Source organism: Streptomyces sp. Je 1-79 (genome assembly GCF_025195125.1).
Lineage (GTDB): Bacteria > Actinomycetota > Actinomycetes > Streptomycetales > Streptomycetaceae > Streptomyces.
Genome location: NZ_JAMGSL010000016.1, coordinates 48,059 through 68,667 on the forward strand (window position 1 = coordinate 48,059; position 20,609 = coordinate 68,667).

General features: G+C 70.6%; 16 protein-coding genes and 3 pseudogenes. 13 read left to right on the forward strand and 6 right to left on the reverse strand.

Annotation, left to right across the window (positions count from 1 at the left end):
* The first annotated feature begins 638 nt into the window (after positions 1 to 638).
* The 6 genes and pseudogenes from M5362_RS28395 to M5362_RS28420 all read left to right on the forward strand — a co-directional run bounded on the left by M5362_RS28395 (position 639) and on the right by M5362_RS28420 (position 4,881).
* Positions 639 to 842: a Chromate resistance protein ChrB gene (locus M5362_RS28395; RefSeq protein ID WP_260230659.1), complete on the forward strand. Its 204-nt coding sequence runs from the start codon at positions 639 to 641 to the stop codon at positions 840 to 842.
* 29 nt (positions 843 to 871) lie between these two features.
* A complete protein-coding gene (locus M5362_RS28400; protein WP_260230768.1) occupies positions 872 to 2,020 on the forward strand; it encodes an MFS transporter in 1,149 nt (382 codons plus the stop codon).
* A 107-nt stretch (positions 2,021 to 2,127) separates the two neighbouring features.
* Positions 2,128 to 2,696, forward strand: a pseudogene (locus tag M5362_RS28405) (tRNA (adenosine(37)-N6)-threonylcarbamoyltransferase complex transferase subunit TsaD); the annotation flags it as partial.
* A 157-nt stretch (positions 2,697 to 2,853) separates the two neighbouring features.
* Positions 2,854 to 3,045, forward strand: coding sequence for a DHHA1 domain-containing protein (locus M5362_RS28410; protein WP_260230660.1), 192 nt, complete (start codon positions 2,854 to 2,856; stop codon positions 3,043 to 3,045).
* Positions 3,046 to 3,443: 398 nt separating this feature from the next.
* Complete coding sequence (locus tag M5362_RS28415) at positions 3,444 to 4,163, forward strand: hypothetical protein (protein WP_260230661.1); 720 nt, start codon at positions 3,444 to 3,446, stop codon at positions 4,161 to 4,163.
* Between the two features lie 55 nt (positions 4,164 to 4,218).
* On the forward strand, positions 4,219 to 4,881 hold the full coding sequence (locus M5362_RS28420; RefSeq protein ID WP_260230662.1) for a class F sortase: 663 nt from the start codon (positions 4,219 to 4,221) through the stop codon (positions 4,879 to 4,881).
* A gap of 84 nt (positions 4,882 to 4,965) precedes the next feature.
* On the opposite strand, the gene M5362_RS28425 is transcribed toward M5362_RS28420, so the two are convergent.
* Together M5362_RS28425 and M5362_RS28430 are read right to left on the reverse strand one after the other, a co-directional pair.
* Entirely contained in the window at positions 4,966 to 6,654 is a 1,689-nt protein-coding gene (locus M5362_RS28425) for a hypothetical protein (RefSeq protein WP_260230663.1), read from the reverse strand.
* 552 nt (positions 6,655 to 7,206) lie between these two features.
* The gene (locus tag M5362_RS28430; RefSeq protein WP_260230665.1) at positions 7,207 to 7,818 is read right to left on the reverse strand and encodes a hypothetical protein; all 612 of its coding nucleotides are present in this window, start codon (positions 7,816 to 7,818) and stop codon (positions 7,207 to 7,209) included.
* Positions 7,819 to 8,137: 319 nt separating this feature from the next.
* Between M5362_RS28430 and M5362_RS28435 the strand changes: the two are divergent.
* Positions 8,138 to 8,359: pseudogene (locus tag M5362_RS28435) on the forward strand (transposase family protein); the annotation flags it as partial.
* On the opposite strand, the pseudogene M5362_RS28440 reads toward M5362_RS28435, so the two are convergent.
* From M5362_RS28440 to M5362_RS28450, 3 genes and pseudogenes are all read right to left on the reverse strand, one after another.
* Positions 8,360 to 8,529 (reverse strand): annotated as a pseudogene (locus tag M5362_RS28440) (IS5/IS1182 family transposase); the annotation flags it as partial. It abuts the pseudogene before it with no gap.
* 130 nt (positions 8,530 to 8,659) lie between these two features.
* Positions 8,660 to 9,805 (reverse strand): SMI1/KNR4 family protein, encoded by a 1,146-nt coding sequence (locus tag M5362_RS28445; RefSeq protein WP_260230666.1) that lies wholly within the window; start codon positions 9,803 to 9,805, stop codon positions 8,660 to 8,662.
* A gap of 235 nt (positions 9,806 to 10,040) precedes the next feature.
* Positions 10,041 to 11,327: a DUF2254 domain-containing protein gene (locus tag M5362_RS28450; RefSeq protein WP_260230667.1), complete on the reverse strand. Its 1,287-nt coding sequence runs from the start codon at positions 11,325 to 11,327 to the stop codon at positions 10,041 to 10,043.
* Positions 11,328 to 11,573: 246 nt separating this feature from the next.
* On the opposite strand from M5362_RS28450, the gene M5362_RS28455 reads away from it, so the two are divergent.
* On the forward strand, positions 11,574 to 13,412 hold the full coding sequence (locus M5362_RS28455) for a glycoside hydrolase family 15 protein (protein ID WP_260230668.1): 1,839 nt from the start codon (positions 11,574 to 11,576) through the stop codon (positions 13,410 to 13,412).
* Between the two features lie 28 nt (positions 13,413 to 13,440).
* On the opposite strand, the gene M5362_RS28460 is transcribed toward M5362_RS28455, so the two are convergent.
* Positions 13,441 to 15,216, reverse strand: a complete 1,776-nt coding sequence (locus tag M5362_RS28460) for a sodium:proton antiporter (RefSeq protein ID WP_260230669.1) — start codon at positions 15,214 to 15,216, stop codon at positions 13,441 to 13,443.
* Between the two features lie 1,065 nt (positions 15,217 to 16,281).
* Between M5362_RS28460 and M5362_RS28465 the strand changes: the two genes are divergently transcribed.
* From M5362_RS28465 to M5362_RS28485, 5 genes are read left to right on the forward strand one after another with little or no spacing between them, the layout of a single operon-like run.
* Positions 16,282 to 17,697, forward strand: a complete 1,416-nt coding sequence (locus M5362_RS28465) for an ATP-binding protein (RefSeq protein WP_260230670.1) — start codon at positions 16,282 to 16,284, stop codon at positions 17,695 to 17,697.
* Positions 17,698 to 17,717: 20 nt separating this feature from the next.
* Complete coding sequence (locus M5362_RS28470) at positions 17,718 to 18,107, forward strand: roadblock/LC7 domain-containing protein (protein ID WP_260230769.1); 390 nt, start codon at positions 17,718 to 17,720, stop codon at positions 18,105 to 18,107.
* On the forward strand, positions 18,104 to 18,460 hold the full coding sequence (locus M5362_RS28475; RefSeq protein WP_260230671.1) for a DUF742 domain-containing protein: 357 nt from the start codon (positions 18,104 to 18,106) through the stop codon (positions 18,458 to 18,460). The genes M5362_RS28470 and M5362_RS28475 overlap by 4 nt, the downstream gene beginning before the upstream one ends.
* Positions 18,441 to 19,064 carry an ATP/GTP-binding protein gene (locus M5362_RS28480; protein ID WP_260230672.1) on the forward strand — a complete coding sequence of 208 codons (624 nt, stop codon included), beginning with the start codon at positions 18,441 to 18,443 and terminating at the stop codon, positions 19,062 to 19,064. Before M5362_RS28475 ends, M5362_RS28480 begins: the two co-directional genes overlap by 20 nt.
* Positions 19,061 to 20,482, forward strand: a complete 1,422-nt coding sequence (locus tag M5362_RS28485; RefSeq protein ID WP_260230673.1) for a cytochrome P450 — start codon at positions 19,061 to 19,063, stop codon at positions 20,480 to 20,482. The genes M5362_RS28480 and M5362_RS28485 overlap by 4 nt, the downstream gene beginning before the upstream one ends.
* The last annotated feature ends 127 nt before the right edge of the window (positions 20,483 to 20,609 follow it).

The following is a 20,609-nucleotide window of genomic DNA, read 5'->3' on the forward strand; positions in this document are numbered from 1 at the left end:
CTGCCGGGCCCCCGCGGTCGGGGACGATCAGGCCACTGACGTCCACGGCCCGGTGAGCGGCCGAGGAGAAAGCTAGCCCCGCGACGCCACGGAAGTGGCACCGGAACGCCCGAATTGACGCCTCCCTGACGGGCGTTGGCCGAGCGTCGTCAAGGTCCCGTCAAGCTGGGGCGAAGGAGCGTCAGGGCCGTGTCAACGTGGTCGGACGGACGCGGTGACGCACGGCAGAGTCCCTGCCGAGGGGGATTCGGACAGCCGTCCGAGACGTGAGGTGTGAGAGGGGCGCGTACGCCCGTCGGCGGCGCGCGGGGTCCGGGAACGACGGCCCGGATCCGCACCGTCACCTCCACGACGGTTGCACGACCGGCGGGCCGGGCCGGTCCGCGGCACGAGGGTGCCGTGGCCCGGCGCGGCCCCTCCGGCGGCCGGTTCCGCTGACCGAGAGGCCGAGCGGCTGCGCGCACAAGCGTTCCGCCGGCCGAGCGGCTCCGCGCAAGGGACCCGCCAAGACGCCGTCAGCATGCGCCGGTACCCCGACAGAGGGCCCTGGTCCGCGACCGCGCTGGGTGGAGCCGATGCCCGGAGGCGCGACCAGTGGCGTCTGGGCTACACATGTGACGGCTGCTACATTCGCCGCCGTGACGAGTGCAGGCGGCCAGGGCGTGACGCGCCTGGAGAGGCTCCGGCGCTGGCACCGCGACCTGACGGCGCGGGACGTCTTCGGTGCCCCGGAGGCCGCCGAGGCAGGGGTACGGCTCAAACAGTGCACGGCCGTCTGCGAGGACTACGCCGAGCGCGTCTTCACCGCGCTCCACACGAGCGACGAGGAGCCCACCCCGTGACCGCCACCGCCATAGCCCCGAAGCGGGCCATGTGGCCGCTGTACGCCGCCGGGTTCACCACCGCCTTCGGCGCCCACGGCATCGCCGCCAACCTCGGCGGGTTCTCCGAGGACGCCGTCACCTCGCTCCTCGTCCTCGGTGGCCTGCTCGCCCTGTACGACGGCGCCGAGGTCCTGCTCAAGCCCGTCTTCGGCTCGCTCGCCGACCGCATCGGCGGCAAGCCGGTCCTGCTCGGCGGCCTGGTCGCCTTCGCCGCCGCCTCCGCGCTGTACGCGATCGCCGACAGCCCCGGCTGGCTCTGGGCCGCCCGCCTCGGTCAGGGCGCCGCCGCGTCCGCGTTCTCCCCCTCGGCCTCCGCGCTCGTCGCCCGCCTCAACCCGGCGGCCAAGCGGGGCCGCGCGTTCGGCAGTTACGGCTTCCACAAGTCCATCGGCTACACCCTCGGCCCGCTCCTCGGCGGTGTCCTCGTCTGGGCGGGCGGCCTGCGCCTGCTGTTCACGGTGATGGCCCTGTGCGCGGCCGCCGTAGCGGTGTGGGCGGCGCTCGCCGTGCCCGTCGTGCCGCCGTTGCCCCGCAAGCGGCAGACGGTCGCCGACCTCGCCCGCCGCCTGGCCGACCGGTCCTTCCTCGCCCCGACCGCGGCGCTCGCCGCCGCCACCGCCGCGCTCTCCGTCGGCGTCGGCTTCCTGCCCGTCTCGGGAGCGGCGGCCGGGCTCGGCACCGTGGCCACCGGTGCCGCCGTCTCCGTCCTCGCCGCCACCGCCGCCGTCGTCCAGCCCCAGGCCGGCCGCGCCCTGGACGCCGGACGCCTGACCACCCGCACCGGACTGCTCACCGGCCTGCTCGTCACCGCCGCGGGACTCGCCGCCGCGATGCTCCCCGGCCTGACGGGCGTCCTCCTGGCCGCCGCCCTCATCGGCACCGGCACCGGGCTGATCACCCCGCTCGGATTCGCCGCCCTCGCGGCCTCCACACCGGAGGAGCGGATGGGCCAGACCATGGGCTCCGCCGAACTCGGGCGCGAACTCGGCGACGCCGGCGGCCCCCTCCTCGTCGCCGGCGTCGCCACCGTCGCGACCCTCACCACCGGGTACGCGGCCCTCGCCGCCCTGCTGGCCACCGGCCCGCTGCTCGCTCTGGCACTTCGCCCGCGTGCGGCGGAGCAAGCGGCGGAGTAGAGCCGGGTGTCTCCACCCGAATCCTGACGACCGACGCCGACGCCGACGCCGACGCCGACGCCGACGCCGACGCCGACGCCGACGCCGACGCCGAGCGGCCGTGGCGGGGGAAGCTGTCCGCGCACGTCGTGGCGTCGAGCATGGACGAGCACGCCCGATTCGGCGGCGTGGTGCCGGAGATCGCCGCCCGCGCCCACCTGCAGTCCTTCAACCCGGTCGTGCGGCAGGCCCTGGACCAGGCCGGGGTGCGGCTGGACCGGATCGACGCGGTCGCCGTCACCACGGGCCCCGGCCTCTCGGGCGCCCTTCAGGTGGGGCTTGCCGGGGCGAAGGCGTTGGCGTACGCGGCGGGAGTGCCGCTGTACGGTGTGCACCACCTCGCCGGGCACGTCGCGGCCGACACCCTCGAACACGGGCCGCTGCCCACCCCGTGCGTCGTGCTGATCGTCTCCGGGGTGCACACCTCCCTGCTCTCGTACGGGACCTGGTCCGCGAGCCGATCCTGCACCTCGGCGACACCCTCGACGACGCCGCCGGCGAGTGCTCCGACAAGGTCGCCCGCATCCTCGGCCTGCCCTACCCGGGCGGGCCCGCCATCGACAGGGCGGCACGGGACGGCGACCCGCGTGCGGTGGACTTCCCGCGCCCCCTGACGCGCCCCGGGGACGACCCGTACGGCCACGGTAGCCCGCGCCGCCGGCCTGGTCGGGCAGGCGGTCGACGTGGGGGACACGTCCACCCGACGAGGTGGTTACGGGACGCCCTGCGGGAGCCAGTCGCGGACCGCGAGGGCGAGGCCGCGGGCCTCGTCGGCCACGCCGTCGACGGTCACGGTGACCACGAGACTCGTCCTGGCCGTCAACGCGCCGGCCCGCGAAGCCGGCCACGACGCCGCCACGCTCGTCAAGGAACTCCTCGGCGGGCGGGGAGGCGGCTCGGCGGAGATCGCCCAGGGCGGCGGCATCCCGGCCGCCGATCTGACCGCGCTCCTGGCCGACCTGCCTCGGCGCGTCACGGTCGGTTGACCCACCGTCGGGTCGGGCGCCGCCCGCACCCGACGGCGTACGACGCCGACGGCTTCCCTGTCGGTGGCAGGCCCGTGACCTCGTCACGGAAGCGCCGTGGTGAGAACGCCAACTGAGGCTCCTCGACCGGTGACTTGGCGACGTACCGGCAGGAGAGCGGCGGGCCACCGAGCCGTCGGTGGGGCGCCTTCCTCTCCCAGCCGATGGCGGGTGCCCGCACGGCGCGGCAGGTCGAAATCGTCGCGGCGTGTCGGGGCGGAACGACGTGGCCGGTGTCGGCCAGTCAGGTGGTTTGCTCACGTGTCGCGGTGTCGCCTCACGCGCTTTTGAAGATCCGTGACATCTGATGGGCGGCGGCCGATAAGTATGACAATCATCCCGGCTCGAAGGAGTACAGCATGTTCCTGTCCACTTCCCTCCGTCTGCGCGGCATCCGCACGGGCACCATGGTGGCCGCCGCGGTCGCCGCCGTAGGGGCCACCATGGTCGGCGCGCCGGCCGCCCACGCCGCTCCTGGGGACAGCGGCGACCTCAACGTCCGCTCGGCCGGCTGGCACTCGCGAGGCGAGGACGGGGTCGAGGTCTGCGCCTTCAAGCTCGTCGCCACCAACTTCGAGTCGTACCGGGCCGTCCCATGGACGATCACCGCGCAGCCGCCGACCTCTCCCCCCGGCGACACCCTGGCCAGCACGCTGCCGCTGGTCAACGGCTCGGCGATCAGCGACAGGTACCTGCTCCCGGAGGGCACCTACCAGCTGGTGTGGACGGTCCCGGCGGGCCCGAAGAACAGGACCTTCAAGGTCGACTGCGCCACCCGCGCCGCGGACCAGGGCCCGAACCGCCCGTCGGGCGAGCGCCCGTCGGCCGAGCGCCCGTCGGCCGACCGCCCGAGCGCCGCCGCCCCGGCGGAGGAGATCGGTCCCGGCTCGGACAGCCGCCAGCCGGTCGGTGCGGTGCCCGCGGGCGCCGGCGGCGTTCCGGACCTGGAGAACCTCAGCGCCGCCGAGAGCGAGACGGGCATGGGCACCGCCGCAGCCCTGACCGCCGGTGCGGCCGGGATCGCGGCTCTGGTCATGGTTCGCCGGACCATGCGGCGCCGTGCCCGCAACGAGGCATAGCTCGCCACGCCGACGGCCACGTCGGCGGGGACCGAGTCGCGCGTGCCGTCTCACGATGACGCTGTCGGTGACGTTCGCGCTCCTGACCGGCATCGTGTCCGCTTGCTCGGGCCCGTCCGAGGAAACCGGTCCGTCGGTCGCCGCCGTCCGCGCAGATGATGCTGCGGGCGGCGGCACCCCGCCGGCGCAACAGGCAAGGACGCAACAGGCCACGCACGCACCCCTGGTGCGTACCACGCACGCCCCTCTGGTGCGCTCGCGGCCGGTCAGGGTAGCCGTCCCCGCCATCTTCATCGAGGCTCCGATCGAACCTCTCGGCCTCGACAAGGCGGGGCGGCTCGGCGCCCCGCCGCTGAGCAGGCCGATGGCGGTGGGCTGGCACCGACGCGGCCCGTCCCCCGGAGAAGCGGGCACCGCCGTGCTCGTCGGGCACCGTGACACCAGCACCGGGCCCGCGATCTTCCTCAACCTCAAATCACTGCACCGAGGCGACACGGTGAAGGTCACCCGGGCCGACCGGCGTGTCGCGGTCTTCACCGTCGACGAGGTGAAGACGTACACGAAGGACAAGTTCCCCGACGACAAGGTGTACGGGGCCACCGGCCGTCCGGAGCTCAGGCTCATGACGTGTGGTGGGCGGTTCGACAAGAAGAGCGGCTATTCGGCCAACGTCGTCGTCTTCGCCCACCTGACCTCGATGAAGAAGCGCGCAGCCTGAGCGCCCCCGACGGCCGACTCGCCAGACCGGCCCCCGGTGGCCATGGCCTTCGGCGCGGGCCGGTCTTCTCGACCGGCCCGCGCCTCAGTAGTCGACCCTTCGCAGATCGTCGAGGGCTGCCTTCGCGAGGTCGTGAGAACCCCCACCGGCTCCCGGCCCTGCCTGGGCGGCGACCGGCAGCAGAATCCCTCGCAGGGCTGCGAGAGAGCGGCGGATCCTGCCCCGGTCCGGGGAAGGCGACGCCACCTCGACGAGGATGGTGTCGGCGCTCGTGGAGGCGTCCTCGGCGTCTTCAGCGGACAGGCCGAACCGAGGCAGCCGTGCGAGCGTTCGCGCCACTGCTTGCGCCAACTCCTCGAATCCGGGGGTAACCTGCTCCACGGTTTCCTGGGTCTGGGTCACATGGTGGTTGTTCCAGGCGATCTGCGTGTCGTTCACGTCGCCGTGGAAGACGGGTGCGTAGTTGTTGGTCGTACCGCCACCGCTCCTGCCGGAGTTCGCCGCGAAGTCGTCGGCACTGGCGCTGCCCGACATCGCCATGTCTCCACCCTTCGAGGTGAGGCGGGGGAACGACAAGCCGGTCGTGTCCGGTGAGTCCGATCCGGCGACGAGGTAGCCCTGCTCGCAGAGATACGCGGCCTGTTTCGCGATCTCGGCGAAGGTGTAGGTGATGCCGGTACGTTGCATCGCGTCGGACCGGACGAAGTCGTCCCAGCCCGGCGGGAACCGGTTCGCCGCGTCCTGCTCGTGCAGCCAGCCGATCATCGCACTGCGCAGGGACACCGTCCGAGCAGTGGGATCGATCCGCTTGATGTCCAGCTCACGGGGGCTCAGGCCCGACTCGGCCAGTCGGCGCGACGCCCGGGCGTAGCCGCTGATGATCGCGGTCTGGACCGCCTCGGGGGTCGAGCGCAGCTCGCAGGGTACCCAGACGGCCTCTCCCTGCGGAGCGGTGATCACTCGCGCGTACGGTCGGCCCGAGTGGCCCAGGACGAACTCGCCGAGCGGCAGGACGGCCGGCGACCACCAATCGGGTGCGTTGACCGGACCTGGCCCGTCGGTGAGCTGTGCGTACGACGGCGCGATCGCGTCGGTCGTCCCGAGGATGGGGGCCATGGACGTGTCCATGACGACGATCAGGCAGATCCCGGCCCGGACGCCGTTCTGGGCGATCTGCCGCAGCAGTTGGGCCGAGGTCTCTCGGAACCCGGCCGGATATCCCGCCACCACCACGACCTGGTGAGCCTCCGGGGCAACCCCGGGCTGGGCGTTGTAGGCGTCCAGATGCGTGAACTCGTTCTTCAGACAGGTGCGTTCGATGACGGCCATCCGGTCGGCCACACGGAGCAGAGCGGACTCGATACCGCCGGGATCGGTCCACACCTGGCCGTCGATGATGAGGGAGTTGCTCTCGGCCAGATGAAGAAACGCCCCGGCGCTCCGGCCGCTGTGGAGCGCGTCGATCCATGTGATCTTGAGACGGTTCGGCGCGGACTTCGACATCTGGTCGGTGACGACCCCCTGCGCCGCCGCCATCGCCTCCGCATAGGAGAGGCTCGGGCCGTCCGGCATGAAGACCAGGTTCGTGTCGCACAGGTCGAGCCAGGGGAGGTCGGCCCACGGGCGGTGCGGCAGCACCTTGCGCCGCATGAGCGACCGGGGGAACGCGCGTTCCCTGGAGGAGTGGGCCGGGTCCGCGGCCAGCCTGTCTCCGATGTAGGTGTCCTGTGGGAACGCGAACGGCGCCAGACAGGAGTCCTCGCCCGGCCGCATGCGATCGGCGTAGGGCTCGTAACCGTCAAGGGCTGTTCGCGCTTGGCGAGCCAACTCCTCGAACGAGGAGTTGGCGACCCCCAGTGCCCTCTGCCAGTCCGCGGCCGTCTCGTTGAACGCCCGGTCGATCTCCGGTGGGCGTGTCCCGGAGGAGCCCGATCGTCCCAGACTCCACGTGCCCTCTCTGATCCCCTGCTGAATGGCCGTGTTGAGGACCGTCAAGGGCACCTGCGCCGCGCGGAGTGCGGCCGCGGACGACGAGCCCAGGGTCCCTCGGCTCAGATCCGCGCGGACTGCCGCGTCCACGCCGTTCAGATACGTGAGTCGGTCGTGCGCCTCAGCGATTCGGCGGTGCAGTTCCAGGTTCTGTCCGGCGATAAGTGCGGCAAGCCCGTGGGGATTCTCCCTGGCCTCATTCACCCATCGCGGGCTGGAACCGTCTCCGGACGCGTCGAATGGCAGGTCGGCATCTCCGGCTTGAGTTCTTGGCATCGTGGATTCCTCGGCGCGGCCACTGCTGATGGGTGAGCAATTGCCCTGCGGTCAGCCCAGTCAGCCCAGTCGGCCCAGTTCGATATAGAGACCGCACACCTCTTGTCGGAGCTCCTCTATCGTCGGGTCGAGCGCCCGCTGTGCCGCGATCGGGGCGAGGTTGCCGATGGATATCCGCTTGGCGTCGAAGTCGCCCGGGCCGCTCGCCCAGGTCTGGATGTAGGGCCACACGCTGTCGAGGCTGTGCGAGAGGGTGAGCGCTGCCACGCCCTTCAGGGCGATGTCGGTTCGCGCCGCCAGGCTCTCGTCGAGAATGACGGACGCGGCCGCGTCGGCGACAGCGGTTCCGGCCGAGCCGGCGACGGCCGTCGCCGAGGCCTGGCGGGCAGCCTTCACGGCGGCCGTGTCGTAGAAGTTGTCCCTCTCGTAGTTGGCCGCGACGAATCTCTCCGTCTGATCGGGGCCGCTGGACAGGGCCATGATCAGATTGCCTGCCGACTCCGCTGTCCGGAGGTCACGGATCGGGGGAAGGCCGGCCAGGGCCGAGGCCAACTGCTCGCCGGCGTCCGGTACGAGCAACGACCAGCGGGGCACCCAGGTCCTCACGAACCAGTCGAGCGCCATACAGGCGCGCAGCCTCTCGTGGTCCGCCGTCGGCGGCGCGCTGTTCACCAACGCAGAGCGTACTTCCGTGATCATTTCTTGCGGAAGTACGCTGTTGAGTTCGCGCCCGAGGACATTCATGATCGGCGAAGGAGTTGTCTCCTGAAGCCGCTGGGGCGGTGGTGGTTGGCTCGGAACGGACCTTGCGTTTCTCTTGCCGAATAACGGCACTGGCGCTCCCTGTCCTGCCCGGAGTCCGGCGTGGTCTGTCGTTACCTGCAGAGAGCCCGAGCCTACTCTTGAGGGCGCGACAAACATGCGACTATCGGCAGATTGCTGTCCTGTTCCGCCTGACTGAGCTTCTTCGAGTTGGCCACCGATCGGGTGACTGGTGTACCTACGAGAGCACACCACTCTGGCGAAGATCGCCGCCGGGTTCGGCATCAGCGAGTCCACCGCCCACGCCTACACCCGCGCGATCGTCGACCTGCTTGCCGAACGAGCACCGGGTCTGCTCTAGACGCTGCGCGAGCACGATCCCGACTTCATGCTGCTCGACGGCACCCTCGCCGAGTGCGACCGGGTCGGCGACGGCCGGGCCGACTACTCCCGACTTGCGGAAGATCCGCCAGGACTTCAGGCGACACCGCGTTCAACGGGCGCTCGTGCTGCGGCCAGCGCCCGGTTGAGGGTCTTTTCGGTGGGAGTGAGTTCCTGGAGTGGCTTGCGTTTGATGCCGGTCGTCAGCCACGGTCCGCCACCTTGGTAGGCGAGGGCAGCCCCAACCGCATGACGTCAATCGTCAAGGCCATCCTCACGTTGGAGCGGCAGCGCTGAAGAAACTCAGTGAGCGCTTCGTCTGGCGATAGCCGCCGCATGGAGCGCTCACGCGGAACCGAAACCCCTGGGGTCAGTCCTGATCTTGGGTGTACTGAGCCGCGTACCAACTGGAGTCGATGGCGGGGTTGCGCAGCGCCCCCCAAAATCGGTCGTCAGGTATCGGTGGCAGTGGCGGATTGCCCAAGTCCGCATGCAGATCCGCACGCCAGTCGAGAGTGAAATGACTCCGGGTCTCCGCGCTCTCGCACACGGATCTGTAGGGGGACCCCCAGAGCCCGAGGGCTATCTTCTCCGCGGCCCACCTGCGAGTGACGTCTCGGCCGGTGTCGGCCTGTGCGAGCACCGCGCGGAGTCGCAAGGCGAGCGGGCCGGTTTGGTCCGGCCGCGGTAGGGCCACACCACGCTCCCACGCGTCCAGGACTGCCTTGACCTCCGGGTAGTTGTTCAGCCCCGTTTCGACCGCCAGTCTGCGCAACTGCTTCCGCGCGGCCTCAACCACCTGCTCATACGGCAGGATTGCGATCAGTGCACCGAGTTCCTCATGTCCGTCCAGGTGGCTCACGTGGAGGAGGTCGGTGGGACTGTGGGACAGGTCCAGCTCTGGCAGCTGCGCATCCGGTGCGGGAAGGGGCTCGTCGGCACTGCACTCCGGCCTGGCAGGCAGAGGCGCCTCCCAGAACAGTCGGCCGTTGAAGGTGACGACACCAGCCTCCTGGCCGCGCTCAAGCGTGTCGGCCAGTTCGGCGAGATACCCACCCAGCGAGTCGGCCTGCCCGAATCTGGTGCCGGTCTCGTCGAAGAACCGTCCGATCGCACCGAAGGAGTGCCGCTCAGTACGGCAATCCATCAGAAGACCGTCCGACGTCACGTCGTAAGAACCGAACTTCACGTAGTCGTGAAGCCAATAGCCCTCGGTCTCCCCGTCGAGGCCCTGGTCGATGCCGCGCACGAACCCGGTGTCCCGGAGGATTCCGCTCACTCCGAGCAGCCGGTCGCCCGTACTGAACCGGAAAGCCTCAGGTCCCTCCAGCGCCCCATTGTGCCGGAGGAGTGAAGCGACCAGGTCCGGAGGAAAGGTGACCCCCAGTTCCTGTTGCGCTGCTGTGATCTCCTCGTCTCCTGCGGGCGGCCGAAGCGTGGCAAGAGTGCGGGGCGCGTGCTCGCGCAGCCACGCGTCGATGCGAGTCCATGAGTCCTGGACCAGGTCTGATGTCATAGGGCCGACCTTAGAGTCAGCGGCTGACAACAGCTTGATCGTCGCTCACCGGCCTTGCCGTCGGCTTGGCGTTCAGGCCGGCAAGCTCGAGTGGACGCTTGTCCCGGCTCGCCAAGCTCGAGTGGACCCTTGTCCCGGCTCACCAAGCTGCTGGCACCGGACGCTGCAGCCGCCCACTCGACACTGAAGCGCTCAGTCGCGTTCACCCGATCGGTGGCCAACTCGAAGAAGCTCACTACTCGGGTTTCCGACCGCCGATGCCCTGGTGGTCGGGCTGTCGCGCGATGGCCCGGCGGGCCGGGTCGGTGAACTCCCGCTCGATCGACTCCTCCAGCAGGCTGATCTCCGCGCGCACCGCTGCGTGTTGAGAAGACGGCAGGGTGTCGAGCAGCCCGTCGAGCATGGCGCGCAGCCGTCGGCAGACCTGCACGGACGACGCTCCGTAGTCGCGGATCTCGCAGACGGCGAGCTGAAGGAAGCTCTCCCAGTCGCGCCCCGGGAGCACGAGCCGGGCGCGCTCCTGGCGATCGGCCAGGACGTAACGACCGGGGAGCGGCGTACCGCCGACCGTGTGCAGGAAGGACTCGATGTAATTGACCACCTGCACCGCGGTCGTCGGGTCGTTCACCGCCGGGGAGAGGGCCCTGATGGCGATGTCGACGAGGACCCTCAGGGCGAAGGCGGGGTCCTGTTCGATGGTGCGCTCGGCCCCGAGGGCGACGAGACCGGTCACCCGGTCCGGGTCCGGTCTCGACCTGCCTCCGTGGACCTCGACGAGGACGGTGCCGGGCGGTGCGAAGTCGCCGATCAGCCGGGTCACGACGAAGACGCAGTCGTGGCGCGCCGCCTCCGCGACCAGACCGGCCACGTCGAACGCCTGGATGGCTCCGCCGCGTGCGGTACGTACGCGCAGCACCGGACCGTCGGACGGCACGGTTGCCCCGCCGCGCGGAGCCGCGTCCCGGATCGCCGCGGTCCCGCTCGTGAACACGGCCTCGCCCATACGGGTGACCAGCTCGGCGATGGCCACCGGTCTGAGACTGTGGGTGAACCGGTTGAGGTAGATGAGCAGGAGCACGAGGCTGACGGCCACCGCCACGCCGGCCAGGGTGACCCCGAGGTCGGGGACGGAGTCGGTCTCGACACTGCGCAGCAGGGAGAAGGCGAACGCGAACGTCCCGGTGAAGGTCGCCAGCACCGCCTTCTGCAGCCGGTCCCGGTACCACAGGCGCATGTAGCGAGGGGAGAGGGTTCCCGTCGCCTGCTGCACGACGAGGACGCCGATGGTGACGACGAACCCGAGCAGCGCCACCATCGCCCCCACGATGGCGGAGAGCACACCGCTCGCTGTCGTCGCGGAGTAGCGCCAGCCGCTCGGCGGCCAGTCCACGCTGTCGGCGGTGACGGCGAGCTCGGCGAGAAGGGCGCCGAGGACGAGACCGAACATCGGCACGATCCACAGGCTCGCCTTGACGTATTGCCGCAGCCTGAACCGGGCCGCCCAGGACGTCGGGGCACCCACGTCACGCCCCCTTCACCCGGCGGACTCCGGTGCTCATGCACACGAGACAGCGGTCCCTCAGGGGGAGCACTGCCACCTCACGGTAGAGCCGTTCCCGGAGCCGCGCAGCCCGTCGGTGCCCGGTGCGGCCCGCTCGCCAGGACGGGACGACACCGTCGGCCTAAGCTGGCCAGACGGCGCCGGATCACCTCGGGCGTCGCGTGACGGTGCCCGATCGTTGTCTACCGGGGCCGAAAGGGGCTCAAGATGGACGACTACCCCTTGATCGAGAACCACGGCCTGATCGGTGATCTGCAGACCGCGGCCCTCGTGACCACCGACGCGACGATCGACTGGTTCTGCTGTCCGCGCTTCGATTCCCCCAGCGTCTTCGGCGCTCTCCTCGACCGGCGGAAGGGCGGCCACTTCACCGTCGGGCCCGCCGCGGAGACCTTCACCACCAAGCAGCTCTACCATCCGGACACCGCCGTTCTGGTGACGCGTTTCATGACCGAGGCCGGGGCAGGCGAAGTGGTCGACTTCATGCCGGTGACCGGCGCGACGGCGACGGACCGGCACCGTCTGGTCCGCATGCTGCGCTGCGTCCGGGGCACCATGACGTTCGAAGGCGAGATCGCACCGCGCTTCGACTACGGGCGTGCACCGCACGAGCTGCACATCACGGAGCAGGGGGCCCTGTTCACCTCCGACCACATGGACCTCGCCGTCCACGCCGTCCGAGAACCGGAGGACGAGCGGCTGCTGACCGTCCTCTCGGGCGACAACGACCTGCGCTTCACCCTGACCCTGCGGGCGGGGCAGCAGCGCGGCATGATCATCGAGTCGTCCCCCGGCGGACCGCCGCACGTGGTCCGGGTGGAGGAGTTCGAGCAGCTCTTCGGCGAGACCGTCCACTTCTGGCGTTCCTGGCTCGGCCAGTCGACGTACACGGGACGGTGGCGGGAGGCCGTGGAACGCTCCGCCGTGACGCTGAAGCTGATGACCTACGCACCGACCGGCGCCCTGGTCGCCGCCCCCACGACGGCTCTGCCCGAGCAGCTCGGCGGAGAGCGCAACTGGGACTACCGGTTCACCTGGATCCGTGACGCCTCCTTCTCGGTCTACGCCCTGCTGGGCCTGGGCTTCAGGGAGGAGGCGAGGGCGTTCATCGACTGGCTGCACGCCCGCGTGAAGGAGGACGCCGAACAGGGCGCCGGCACCGGCCCGCTGAACATCATGTACCGCGTCGACGGCTCCTCCGACCTGGTCGAGGAGACCCTCGACCACTGGGAGGGGTACCGCGGCTCCGCCCCGGTCCGCATCGGCAACGGAGCGGCGAGCCAGCTGCAACTGGACATCTACGGCGAGGCACTCGACAGCATCTACTTCGCGCACCAGCACGGCATGCACCTCGACCACGGAGGCTGGACCGCGCTGCACACGCTCCTCGACTGGCTGGTCGACCACTGGGACCAGGCCGGCGAAGGACTGTGGGAGACCCGTGGCGGCCGCAAGGACTTCACCTACGGCCGTGTGATGTCCTGGGTGGCCTTCGACCGCGCCCTGCGGATCGCCTACGACGACGGCCGTCCCGCCGCCCACGGCCGCTGGACGGACGCCCGGGACGAGATCTACGCACAGGTGCTCAGCCGGGGGTGGGACGGCCGGAAGCAGGCCTTCGTGCAGCACTACGGGGACGACGTGCTCGACTCGTCGCTGCTGCGCATGCCGACGGTCGGCTTCATCATGCCGGACGACCCGATGTGGAAGTCCACCCTGGACGCCATGGAGCGCGAGCTGGTCAGCGACAGCCTGGTCTACCGCTACAACCCCGAGGCCTCACCCGACGGGCTGCGCGGCTCCGAGGGCACCTTCTCCCTGTGCACGTTCATGTACGTCGACGCCCTCGCGCGGGCCGGACGCACCGATCAGGCCAGGCTGGTGCTGGAGAAGATGCTCACCTACGCCAACCACCTGGGGCTGTACTCCGAGGAGATCGGCCTCACCGGTCAGCAACTGGGCAACTTCCCGCAGGCCTTCACCCACCTGGCCCTGATCGACGCGGCGATCACGCTGGACGCGAGACTCAACGGCGTACGCAGATAGGCGCACGTAGATAGGCGTACGACCCCGGTCACGGTCCGGGCGTCGTCGGCACCGAACCGAAGAGCACGACGGTGTCACCCTCCTGCGGGACGGTCTTCCGCCGCTCGGTGACCGGATCCAGCCTCTGGTCGGCCCGCACCACGAACAAGGTGTCGTACTCCGCCGGCAGCGCGGTGGAGGCGGGCTGCACCAGGAAGCGTGCGCCCCGCTCGTAGCGCTCCGCCAGGACGTGACGGACGAGGGCGTGGCCGAAGAGGATGTCCCCGCCGGTGTAGGGCGCGACCACACCATGGCTGTCGTGCGGCGGCCCGACCCGGTAGACGGGCCCCTCGACGTTGTCCTGCATCACGACCGAGGCGAGGGCGTTGAAGTCGTCGTCGTCGGTGGCCAGGAACACCGCCGTCACTCCCTCCAGCCGTGCCCCGGGGTTGATGGCGGTGGCCAGCAGATCGCCCTTGGCCAGGTCGATCCCGGCAGCCTTGATCAGCGCCCGCTCCTCGTCGAGTCCCGCCCACATGACGACGTCCAGTCCCGCTGACCGCAGGGCCTGCCCCAGGTCGATGACCCAGGGCTCGCCGCCCACAAGGAGGATGCGGGTACCCGTCGGTTTGACGACACCCAGCCGTCGGGCAACGGGCGCCGCCGTCAGCGAGTAGAGCAGCACGGTTCCCACGATCACCAGGAAGGTGACGGGAAGGATCCTCGCGGCCCCGCTCACCCCGCGGTCGACCAGGCTGGCGGAGAACGCCGATGCCGTCGCCGCGGCCACGATGCCCCGTGGGTCCATCCACGCGATGAAGGCCCGCTCCCCCTGGGTCAGTCCCGAGCGCGCCGTCGCGGCGAAGGCCACCAGCGGCCGGACCACCAGGACGAGGATCGCGATGAGGGCGAGCGCGGGCAGGAGGACCGGCACCAGGGACGACGGGGTGACGGTGGAGGAGATGGAGACGAACAGCAGTCCGATGATCAGCTGGATCAGCGTCTCGAAGAAGGGACGCCGAGCGGGCATGTCGAACCCGCGGATGTTGGCGACGGCCAGTCCCACGACGATGGCGGCGATGAGCCCGGTGTCGTCCCGCACGACGTCGCAGCCCGCCGACACGGCGATCACGGTCGCGAGCTGGGCCAGGGTGCCGAGTGTCTCGCCGAGGCGGAGGGTCCGCAGGGTGAACCAGAGCAGCGCGGTTCCCACGGCCCCGCCGGCCAGCCCGACGGCCAGACTGATGCCGAACTGGCCGAGCTGGTACCCCCGGCCGATGTCGACCTGGTGCGTCGAGGCGATGGCGTGGAAGGTGAGCGCGCCGAGGATGCCGCCGATCGGGTCGGTCAGCGTCCCCTCCCAGATCAGGATGCGCCGCACCTTGTCGCTGGGCCGTACGAAGTCGAGCAGCGGCCCCACGACGGTGGGGCCCGAGACGACGAGGATCACGCCGAGCATCGCGCCCACCCTGAGGGGCATGTCGAACATCGCGGGTGCCACCGACGCGGTGACCAGGAACGTCAGCAGCACTCCGTACACCAGCAGGCGTCCCACGATGCCGCGGGTGCGGCCGGTGAGCTTGCGCAGGTTGAGCCCCAGACCGGCGTCGTAGAGGATCACCGCGACGGACAGCGACACCAGGGCGGAGAACGTCGGCCCCATCAGCCTGTCCGGATGAATGACATCCGTCATCGCGCCTGCGGCGAAGCCGACGGGCAGCAGGATGATGAGGGCCGGGAGACGCAGCTTGCTCGCCAGGATCTGCGAGCCGGTGGCGAGGACCACCGTCAAGGCGAGGCCGAGAAGGATCTCGTCGTCGGTCACAGCGGCGTCCTCTTGGCAGCTCGGCGTCGGTGAGTCACGCTCCCGGGGCGGACGTGCCGGGGGATCACACCCCGCTGTGCTCCCACGGTGGAATCCATGACGCCCTGCCTCCTCGCTGCGCGGCCGCGCGGCCTGGTTGCAGCCGGAGCCGGCGCGCCGAGGTCAGGCAATCACCGGCGGCGGCGGGCGGCATGCGGGGAGAACCGCCGTTGGGCCGTTGGGCCGAGCATCGTCGTCCGATCGGTTGTCGGCGGAGCAGCGCGGCGGGCACGCGGGACCACGGGCGCAACCGGTCACGGACCGCCACGGGCGGTGGGTCGTCGCCGACCGGACCGCCGGCGTCGACGGAGCCGTACGTCAACGGGATTCGCGGTCGTCGCTGGAACGGGGGAGTCACGGTGGTCGCTCGTTGACCGCCGCCGTACGGCTCGCGGTCCGTGCCGCGACGGGCGGCCGTCGTGTCGCACCGTACGGCCGACGCCTCCTGGTCGTGGTGCGCTCCCTCTCGAACCGGCCGATGACGAGAGCACATGCTCCGGATCGGCCCCCGGGGAGGCGGGCCCCCGGCGCGGGCGCCCAGGAGAAGCGGCGGCGGGCTCACAGGATGGGGAGCCGCGGCCGACAGGCTGCCGGATGCGGTCGAGTTCGTGCGTTTACGGCCCACGGAATGACAGGGATCGATCAATTGTCGGCCCAGGTCGGTCAGGGCGGAGGTTCCCGTTCCAGCAAGGTCACATGGCGTACCCGAACTGACTATTCTCCCCTGCGTGTTGCGCTGCACTCACAGCGAGTAACCGAACGCTGTGTCGCGCGTGGATGGAGGCCTGGCCGCAGGGAGGCGTGACCACCGATGCGATCTCGAACCGACCCGTCGGGGGCACCCATGACAGCACACATCCTCGGCCGGGCGACGTCCCGACCGCTCCCGCCGCCGCACCGCACCACCCCCAGTCCACTCATTCCAGACTGTTTAGGGACCCCTCGATGGTTCGTACCGGCTCATCCCCTGGAGGCCTGCCACGTGCAACGGCTCCGGCACGGCTCGTCCCTCCCGGCCTTCTGGCCGTGGCCTGCGGCATAGCGCTGATCTTCGTCCCCGCGCAGATACGTACACCGGTCGCCTGGTGCGGGCTCGTCGCGGTCGTCCTGACGGCCATCACCTCGGCCGAGACGGCGCGCCGGGCGCGCTCGGCGGAGCAGGCCCGGCACGCGCGGATGACCGCCGACGTACAGCAGCACTACGCACAGCGTGAAGCGGCGCTGCTCGCGCGCCTGTCCGACCAGCGGGCCACCACGGTCTGGCTCGCCGAGGAGCTTCTCCCCGCGGCCGTTGCCCGTATGCAGAAGGGCGACCCCGCGTCGGAGATCCTGCAGGCCGTCAGGTTCGGGGAGCATCTCGACAGCGAGTTCGCCGATGCGCTGCGGGCGGCGCTGCGGACGCTCCTGGAAGCGGTGGAGGCCGAGGAGCAGACACGGGACTCCTCCCAGCGGGCCCTGGTGGCGATCGCGCGCCGTGTCCAGGCGATCGTGCATCAGCTCGCCAAGGACCTCCACGACATGCAGATCCTGCACGGTACGGATCTCGTGGTCTCCCACGGGCTGCAGGCCATCGACCACCGCAACGCCCTGATCGGGCGTCTCGCGGCCAGCGTCGCGGTCCTGGGCGACGCCCGGCCCGGCCGTCAGTGGTCGAAGGCGATCCCGCTCTACGACGTCATCCGGGGGGCCATGTCACGCATCGTGGACTACCCCCGCGTGAAGCTCCAGTCGGTGACGGAGGTCGCGGTGATCGGCCCGGGGGCCGAGCCCCTGATCCACCTGCTCGCCGAGCTGCTCGACAACGCCACGACCTTCTCGCCGCCGCACACCCCGGTCGAGGTGAGCGCGAGCGAGGTGCCGTCCGGCATCGCGATCGAGATCGAGGACCGCGGGGTCGGGCTCACCGAAGAGGTCCGGCACCGCATCGACCGCGTCATGGCACAGGCGGCCTCCACCCTGGACCTGGCCGACCTGGGCGAGGCCACGCAGCTCGGCCTGCCCGTCGTCAGCCGGCTGGCCCGTGAGAACGGCCTCGACGTCGATCTGCGCCCCTCCGCCTACGGAGGGGTACGTGCCGTGGTGCTGGTACCGCGACGCCTGATCACCACCGTCGACCAACCGCCCAGGAAAATCCAACAGTTCGCGCCGAAGCGCACGGGCGCACCGATCGTGCCGAGGCCGACGATGACGCGCGAGACCGCAGGGGATTCCGTCGAGGTCAGGCAGACCACGAACGGGCTGCCGCAGCGGCGACGGGAGTCGCCCGTCCCGACTCCGGTCGTCCGGACGACCCCCCAGCCCCCCGCTGCCCCGACCGCCTCTCCCGGCACGGGCGGCGCCGCCCGCCAACCGGGCCTGATGTGGGAGGCGTTCAGCGGCGAGAAGAGATCGGGTACCGACCCTTCCGTCCAGACCAGCGAGCCATCAGATGAGGATGAGTAACCGTGACGCCACTGCCCAACATGGACTGGATGCTCAAGGAGCTCGCGGCCAGCGTCCCTTACGTGCGACACGTGGTCGTGCTGTCGTCGGACGGTCTGTGCATCGGTCAAGCGAACACGGAGACCGACACCGCTGACGCGATCGCCGCCGCCTGCTCGGGCATGCAGAGCCTGGCGAAGGCCATCGCGCAGAAGTTCCCGCACGGAGACGGGTCGACGCGCATGGTCGGGATCGAGGTCGACGGCGGTTACTTCTCCCTGATGGCGGCCGGACCGGGAGCCTACCTGGCGGTGCTGGCCGACGAGGAGGTGGACGCGGGGCTGCTGGGCGATCGGATGCGGACGCTCGTGCTCAGGATCGGCCAGCACATGACCAGCCCCCCTCGTGATGACGTCGGGCAGGCGATGTGACGTCAGAGCACCAGCCCGCATGGGACGAAGGCAATCCTGTTCCGCTGTATGTCATCTCAGGTGGCCCCGGTTCCTCGGCCAAGGCCTTCGACCTGGTCACTCTCATCACATCGAGGTCCGCACCCGAACCCGCGATGCAGCCCGAGCAGGCGGCGATCCTCGCCATGTGCGAGTACCCGCTGTCGGTGGCCGAGATATCCGCGTATCTCACTCTGCCGTTCAGCGTCCTCACGGCGCTGCTCTCCCAGCTCGTCGAGGACGGGCGGGTCGAGGCCATCGCCCCGGTTCCTGTCGCTGCGGTCCCCGAACTCGGCCTTCTGGAGGCGGTGATCCATGGACTACGTAATCTCTGACGCACCCGCCGCCGGCCCCCTCGGCACCGACGTGCTGCTGCCGCACGGCGCCAGGGGAGTCAAGGTCGTGATTGTCGGCGGCTTCGGGGTCGGCAAGACGACGATGGTCGGTGCGGTGAGCGAGATCTCGCCCCTGACCACCGAAGAGACCATGACGCAGGCCGGTGTCGGGATCGACCACAACCCCGGTGCCGCGGGCAAGAACACCACCACCGTCGCCATGGACTTCGGCCGCATCAGCATCAACGAGGAGCTGATCCTCTATCTCTTCGGGACGCCGGGGCAGGAGCGCTTCTGGTTCCTGTGGAACGGCATCTTCGAAGGCGCGCTGGGCGCCGTGGTCCTCGTCGACACGCGCAGGATCGAGGTCTGCTTCGAGATCATCACCCGCCTGGAGGACCGCCGCGTCCCCTTCGTCGTGGCCGTCAACTCCTTCCCCGAGGCCCCGCAGCACCCGATAGCGGCTCTGCGGAGTGCTCTGGACCTCAACGAATCCGTGCCCATCGTCACCTGTGACGCGCGCGACCGGTCGTCCTGCCGCGACGCCCTGCTCTCGCTGATGGGCTATCTGCGCACCCTCGCCGTCGCCCAGGAGTCCGCATGACTGTCCCGCCCGCCGACCGCACCACCACAGAGCCCGGGCTGGTCCCGCCCCCGGGCTGCCCGGCCCACACCGCCACGGGCGCCGGGGGAGTCACCCGGCTCCATGGCGCCGCTGCCGAGACCGACCCCATGGGCCTGTACGAGAAGCTGCGCGCCGAACACGGTCCGGTGGCTCCCGTCCTGCTCGAAGGGGACGTACGCGCCTGGCTCGTCCTGGGGTACCTCGAGAACCGTGACGTGGCCACCCGCTCCACCCAGTTCTCCCGTGACCCCCGCACCTGGCACGGCTGGAGGAGCGGCGAGATCGACCCCGAGACCTCGCCCCTCGTGCCGATGATCGGGTGGCGTCCCGACTGCGTGTGCGCGGACGGCGAGGAGCACCAGCGTCTGCGTGGCGCCGTCACGGCCGGTCTCGACCAGTTCGACCAGCGCGGGATCCGCCGTCACATCACCCGCTTCGCACACCAGTTGATCGACGAGTTCAGCGAGAGCGGCAGGACGGAGCTGGTCGGTGAGTTCGCCGAGCCCCTGCCCATGCTCGTCCTGACACACCTGCTCGGCATGCCGGACGAGGACGCTCCCAAGCTCGTCCAGGCCGCCCGGGACCTCTTCAAGGCCACCGAGACGTCGCTCGCCAGCAACGCGTATGTGCTGGAGACCCTCAAGGAGCTCGTCGCCGCCAAGCGCGTCCTGCCCGGGCCGGACATCGCGTCCGTCCTGATGGCCCACCCGGCCGGTCTCACCGACGAGGAGGTGCAGCACCACCTGCGCCTCATCCTGCTCGCGGGCTACGAGACCACCGCCAACCTCATGGCCAACGTGCTGCGGATGTCGGTCACCGACCCGCGGTTCCGCGGCTCGTTGGCCGGCGGACAGATGACCCTGCCCGAAGCGGTGGAGCAGGTGCTCTGGGACGAGCCTCCGTTGATGGTGTGCCCGGGCCGCTGGGCCACCGGCGACACCACGCTCGGAGGGCAGGAGATCAAGGCGGGAGACATGCTGCTCCTCGGCCTGGCCGCGGGCAACGTCGACCAGTCGGTCCGCCAGGACCCCTCGACCCGCGTGCACCACAACCGCGCGCACCTGTCCTTCAGCGCGGGCGCCCACGAGTGCCCCGGCCAGGACATCGGACGTGTCATCGCCGACACCGGCATCGACATCCTGCTCACCCGGCTGCCCGACATCAGCCTGGCCGTCCCCGAGTCCGAACTCACCTGGCGTTCCTCCACGTGGGCCCGGCATCTGACGGCGCTGCCGGTGAAGTTCGCCCCCCGCGCGCCGGAGGGCCGTGATCTGCCGGCGCCCCTGCCGGTACCGCCCCCGCCCACCACAGGGATGCCCACGGCACCGCGACTGCCCGAGTCCCCGCCGCGCGTCTCGTGGCGGGCGAGGCTGAGGCGGTTCCTGCGCATCCGATAGTGCTGGGAGGGCCTGTCGGGGCCGCGCGTACGGCCGAGGGGCCGCCGGACACCATGGCCGGCGGCCCCTCGGGCGGTCCCGGCTCCGCGGCTTCTAGGGCCGTCCCGGCTCCGCGGCCCGGAGCCTC